Origin of the sequence: Moorena sp. SIO2C4 (genome assembly GCF_010672485.1) — a bacterium.
GTDB lineage: Bacteria > Cyanobacteriota > Cyanobacteriia > Cyanobacteriales > Coleofasciculaceae > Moorena > Moorena producens.
Genome location: NZ_JAAHGN010000623.1, coordinates 1 through 4,407, shown reverse-complemented (window position 1 = coordinate 4,407; position 4,407 = coordinate 1). Strand labels below are relative to the sequence as shown.

Sequence of the window (4,407 nt, the reverse complement as noted above, 5' to 3'; positions counted from 1 at the left end):
CATCAAGACAAGTCCCCCAAAGTTGGGGGATTTAGGGGGCTTGACCAAAACCAGACGATCGCGCATTCATACTTCAATTCAGCAACGCCATATGTCTTAACCTTTACTTCGACTTCTATAACTTTAACCCTTCAACCTTCAACTTGTAACTTATAGCTTTTATTGCATTTATTAGTTACACTTATAAACCTCAAAGTCCCCCTTTTTAAGGGGGATTTAGGGGGATCGCTTTGTCCCTCATAGCTATAAGAATTGCTATATACCTTTCAACTTATATTCAACGGATTAACATCAATAGTCAAGCTAATATCTGGAGGACAGATATCCTGCAATTCCCGCCAATTCACTAACCTTGCGGGGACAGTAGGAGGAAACTTCAGCAAAATCTGCCATCGATAGCGACGAGCAACCCGAATCACACTAGCTGGTGCTGGTCCTAGGATATCGTACTCGGCCTCAGGAGTATCTAACCTGTCCGCTAAATCCTCTGCTACCTTCTCCACCGCCGCAGAATCCAATCCACTTATGCGCAACAGAATCAAATCACCATAAGGGGGATAGTTCAGTGCTGCCCGTTGTTCCAATTCGTCCGAGATAAACGACTGATAATTATGAGTTTTGACAGCCTGAATCACAGGATGCTCTGGGGAATAAGTTTGAATAATCACCTGACCAGGGTCATCCCCACGACCGGCACGACCTGCGACCTGAGTTAAGGTTTGGAATGCCCGCTCGGATGCTCTATAGTCTGATAAATACAGTAATCCATCTGCTGCTACTACTCCCACCAGTGTCACCTGAGCCAGATCTAATCCTTTGGTCAGCATTTGGGTACCCACCAACAAGTCAGCTTCCTGATTAGCGAATTGAGTTAACAGAGTGCGATGAGCATTCTTGGTACGAGTGGTATCACTGTCAAATCGGATAATTCGTAACTCTGGAAACAGCTTGGCCAAATCTTGAACAACCCGCTGAGTACCACTACCGAAAAATTTCAGGTAGGGAGAACTACATTCTGGACAACTACGGGGATGGAGTTGTCCGAAATTACAATAGTGGCACCGCAATACTTGAGTAGCCCCTTCATGGGTATAGTGATAGGACAAGGAAACATCACAGTTAGGGCATTCCACCACATGACCACAACTACGACAAGACACAAAGGTACTGTGTCCCCTGCGGGGAATAAATAAAATCCCCTGTTTCTCTTGTTCCTTTAGTCGTCTCAAGCTGTCTTGGAGAGAACGGCTAAAAATCGACCGATTCCCAGCTTTTAACTCCTGCCTCATATCCACAATTTCCACTGGTGGCAGGGGTCTCGATTGAATCCGTTCCGGTAGGGATAAGTAATGAGTACTAAGTTCTGGATGCTGAGGAGGTGAACAGGTGAAGGGTTGAACTTCAGGAGCTGAAGAGGTCACGGGATTAATTTCACTACCGATCTGACCATCTCTCGCTCCCCCCATCACCTTAATACTGACCCAGCTTTCCACCGAAGGAGTAGCTGAACCTAAAATAAGGGGACAATTTTCTAATTCTGCTCGCCATTGGGCAACGGTGCGAGCGTGGTAGGTAGGAATGGGTTGGTCTTGCTTGAAGCTAGAGTCGTGTTCTTCATCTAATACGATTAATCCCAACTGGGGCAAGGGGGCAAAAACAGCAGAACGAGTGCCAATCACCACTTGTGGCTCACCTGGGATCATCTGTCGCCAGGTATCATAGCGCTCCCCTTTATTCAAGGCACTGTGGTAAACCCGAACTTTGTCACCAAAGCGAGCCCGGAAACGGTCAGTAATTTGAGGAGTTAAGCCAATTTCCGGCACCAACACCAAAGCGGATTTCCCTTGCGCTAGGATTGGTGCGATCGCTTGTAGATAGACCTCCGTTTTTCCAGACCCAGTCACCCCATGCAACAGCACTTGGGCAAAGCCATCAATATTATTAATCAGGTCTAATGCACGGGATTGGGCATTTGTCAAGTTCTTCGGCGCATCTGTAGCCATGGTTGGTGAAGTCGCATTGCGCAATACTTCCCTAGCCTCAATCACCACATATCCCTTATCTTCCCATGAATTTATAGTTGAAGAACTAACATTACAAATTTGTGATAGTTCACTCAACCACAAATCCCCCCCACGACGGCGTAGCACCTCCAATACTTCCCGTTGCCGTCGAGTCAGATTAGACCGATTGATATCAGCCACCAGAGTCACAGCTTTCTTGAGCTTAGGACGAGTTGGCTTAGGAGCTTCCAGATAACTTTCCACCCAACCTCGCTTGAGCAAGTGACGTAATCCTGCTTTAGCCCCCTTTACCTGACGTTGGAGGTATTGCCAGCTGTAATCCCCATTGGGTTTAGCCTGAAGAATCTCCAAAATCTGACTTGCGGCTGAATTATTAATAAAGACATGAGCCTCTTTAGGCAAGGCCGAGGAATTGAGGCGAATTCGACGCTGCGATCGCCCTAACAGTCCTGGAGGTAAGGCAGACCGAATCACTTGGATTAGAGGGGTGCAGTAGTACTGAGCAACCCGCTCTAACAGTTGGCAGTAGGAACTTGGAAAGAAACCGGGACTGATCACCTCCTCTACGTCCTTAATTTTCTCCAGTGGTAAGTTTGGGGGTGGAGAGTCTACAATCCGAATAGCGATCGCTCCTAGCTGTTGAGTCCCGAATGACACACTCAGAACATCTCCAGGATTGATTGATACATCCAATGAATTACGATAAGTATATATACCTTGAACTCCTGGACAATCTACTAAGACTTCAACCCACTTTTCTTGGCCACCACCAGAAAAGTAAAGTGCTCTAGGCTCAGCTAACAGTAGACCTAAAGGAGGATTAGACATAGGGCAGCTTTGGTTTGGGAAGGCTCCTATTCTATCACTATTGGTAGATAGGAAAATTCTAAAATATGTGAGATCCTGTTTCCAGAGTCAAAATAAATAATAAAAGCAATGGGAAGAGAATTATCTCCCCTGCTTTCACCCTAGACTGTAACTAAAATATATGTAATTAAACATTTCGTAATTACAGATACAACTAGCCAAACTGCTTCTGGTAAGCTTAAAATCATTAATTTATAATCACGTCAATCACACATTAACTACTTGAAGCAGGTTGGGTCACTGAGCTTTGAGGGTATGGAGCGTGTTTTAGCTGCTCTGTCTAGAGTATTAACTTCTTTGTGAAACCAGCAACACCAATTTTTTAGAACAGATTTCTCATTAAAGGCCAATTTTCAGCAACAAACAGCCTCAATCCCTCAGGGCAACGGTTTTAACAAACTTAAAATACACTTGCAACTCACACATCCCTATGAATATTACAGAATTAAACCAGACTCATACAATGCCTTCTACGGAAGAGAAAGATTTTTATGTTACTGACCACATTGAGCCAGAGGAAACAGATTTACAGCGTGTAGCCGTCGAATTCACCGAAGACGATGAACTAGTGGTCTCTACTTCCCATAATTTCCGGAAAAGCGGCTCTGATGACACGGTGGGTGCGTTCTTTAAGGAGATGGCTCGTTACCCATTGCTCAAGCCAGACGAAGAGGTAGATTTAGCCCGTCGGGTTAAGTTCCTAGTAGAAATAGACCATCTCCACAACAGCTTACAGGAAAAATTAGACCGTAAACCAACTAAGGCTGAGGTAGCTGCAGCGGTCGAGATGACAGAACGTCAGTTGGAGGGGAATTTATATCGTGGTCGTGTGGCAAAACGCAAGATGATTCGCTCGAACTTGCGCTTAGTGGTTTCAATTGCTAAACGATATATAAATCGGGGTGTACCATTTCTAGATTTGATTCAAGAAGGTGCGTTGGGCTTAAACCGAGCAGCGGAAAAGTTTGACCCAGATAAGGGTTACAAGTTTTCTACCTATGCTTATTGGTGGATTCGTCAGGCCATTACTCGTACTATTGCCAATGATGCCCGAACTATTCGTCTACCAATCCACATTGTCGAAAAGCTAAATAAACTTAAAAAAGCTCAGCGGGAACTTAAACAAAAACTGCAGCGCAATCCTAATGAACTAGAACTTGCTCAAGCGCTAGAAATTTCCCTCTCCCATTTGCGTCAGTTGCTAGAACTGCGTAGGCGCTCCCTTTCTTTGAATCACAGAGTTGGTAAAGGGGAAGACACAGAACTGATGGATTTGCTCGAAGACAATGATCTACGATTGCCCGAAGATAAGATGAATGAATCCATGATGCGCCAGGAGATTTGGGAGGTTCTCAGTGATGTTCTGACTGAGCGGGAAAAAGATGTGATTTCTCTACGCTATGGTTTAGCCAGCAGTGAACCCTACACCCTAGAAGAAGTAGGAGGCATGTTCAATCTCTCTCGGGAACGGGTGCGTCAGATTCAAAGCAAAGCCATGCGTAAGCTACGCCGTCCA

The 4,407-nt window shown here is 45.2% G+C and carries 2 protein-coding genes; one reads left to right on the top strand and one right to left on the bottom strand.

Translation table 11 applies throughout. The features are described 5' to 3' along the window. Positions 1-266 precede the first annotated feature (266 nt). On the bottom strand, positions 267-2,852 hold the full coding sequence (gene priA / locus F6K20_RS25835) for a primosomal protein N' (RefSeq protein WP_287296552.1): 2,586 nt from the start codon (positions 2,850-2,852) through the stop codon (positions 267-269). A 469-nt stretch (positions 2,853-3,321) separates the two neighbouring features. Between priA and F6K20_RS25830 the strand changes: the two genes are divergently transcribed. Further along, positions 3,322-4,407, top strand: a 1,086-nt coding sequence (locus F6K20_RS25830; protein ID WP_287296550.1) for an RNA polymerase sigma factor, RpoD/SigA family, incomplete at its 3' end; no start/stop codon positions are given.

What these genes read in the sequence shown, in the direction of transcription:
- priA (WP_287296552.1), bottom strand. Translation starts at nt 2,852, where the DNA reads ATGTCTAATCCTCCTTTAGGTCTACTGTTAGCTGAGCCTAGAGCACTT.